This window comes from Gilliamella bombi, assembly GCF_900103255.1.
Lineage (GTDB): Bacteria > Pseudomonadota > Gammaproteobacteria > Enterobacterales > Orbaceae > Gilliamella > Gilliamella bombi.
The window spans coordinates 1,550-2,782 of record NZ_FMWS01000099.1 but is presented as its reverse complement, the minus strand read 5'-3'; the positions used below and the strand labels follow the sequence as shown (position 1 = coordinate 2,782).

Sequence of the window (1,233 nt, the reverse complement as noted above, 5' to 3'; positions counted from 1 at the left end):
TTAATATCTTCATCTTCAACGGTTTCTGCATTGCTTTGCTCTTCATCATAAGTTAAAGCATTTAAAAAATTTTCTAATGAATCAGATAAATAAATGCTATTTTTTTTAAAATTTTGTTCTGTATTTAGCGTATCGTCCCATTCTAGTCTGAGATATTGATATATCGCACCAGTATTAATATTTATACACAAAAAACCATTGCTGTAATCAAGAGCAAAAGGCAATAATTCTTTAGGTAAGTTTTCGTTATCCCAAAATTTCGAAGCTGTTCCTTCTATCAAAAAATCCGGATCATTTCTAAAATCTTTGTTATATTTTATTGGAATAAATATTGAGATTTGGAGTTTATATGGAGGGACAGTTGTTTTCCAAATATCTTTATATACCATTCCGCCATTGCAATTAAGATATAGCTCTTTTAAAGAGTTTGGAATCGTAATACCTAGCTTATTCTCACAAGCATGTAAGTCATCAATAGATATTTTTTTCTCACATTTATAAAAATTATCTTTATTAAGCATATTCTTTTCCTAAATATATTTCATATTTAATTAACAGCCTTTGTTTGTTGATCTCGGTTTTCTACCTGTTAATTACCATTTTCTCTGTGATTTTTTAGCTGTTTCAGATAAAATATGACGTGTTTATTTTCGATATATATAGTTAAATAAAACTAAGATTCATATAAATAATATAAATCTTCTGTTAAATATAGAATTTCTTTTTTATTATTGGTCGAAATTGGTGAAATCAAAAATTCTCGCATATCGCTAATATTTATTGATTTTTGAATAAAATTTAACAGTTCACTTTTTGAAACTTTAAACATTTCTCCTTTTATTATTATTTTTTTCCCCTTGTAAGAAATTAATTTATGTGCAATATAATATTTTTCCTTTGTAAAATAAGGGATTAAATTATCAAAGCAGGTTGTATATAATAGTAAATTTCCTGTATGTATAATATTTAACATACTCAGAAAAATATCATTCTTCTCAAAGTCCGAAATAATTTCTTTATTGATTAGGTGTTTAAATAAATAATTATTTTTCATTATTTAATTTTCGCAAAAAAATGGACAAAAATCGCCTTTATGATATAAACAAAAATCATAGAAGACAAATATCACGGTCAAAAAATTTAGCATCGAATTCAAATAACAATCAGCGGATTATGACGATAGAAAAAAACAAAAGAACTGAAATCGCATAAACCGCCATTTAGTGTGTAATA

2 protein-coding genes are annotated in these 1,233 nt (G+C 25.4%); both read right to left on the bottom strand.

The annotated features are described in order from the left end of the window. Positions 1–521, bottom strand: a 521-nt coding sequence (locus tag B9N71_RS12335; RefSeq protein ID WP_085166113.1) for an SMI1/KNR4 family protein, incomplete at its 3' end; no start/stop codon positions are given. A gap of 152 nt (positions 522–673) precedes the next feature. Then, positions 674–1,054, bottom strand: coding sequence for a hypothetical protein (locus B9N71_RS12330; RefSeq protein ID WP_065608882.1), 381 nt, complete (start codon positions 1,052–1,054; stop codon positions 674–676). Between the last annotated feature and the right edge of the window lie 179 nt (positions 1,055–1,233).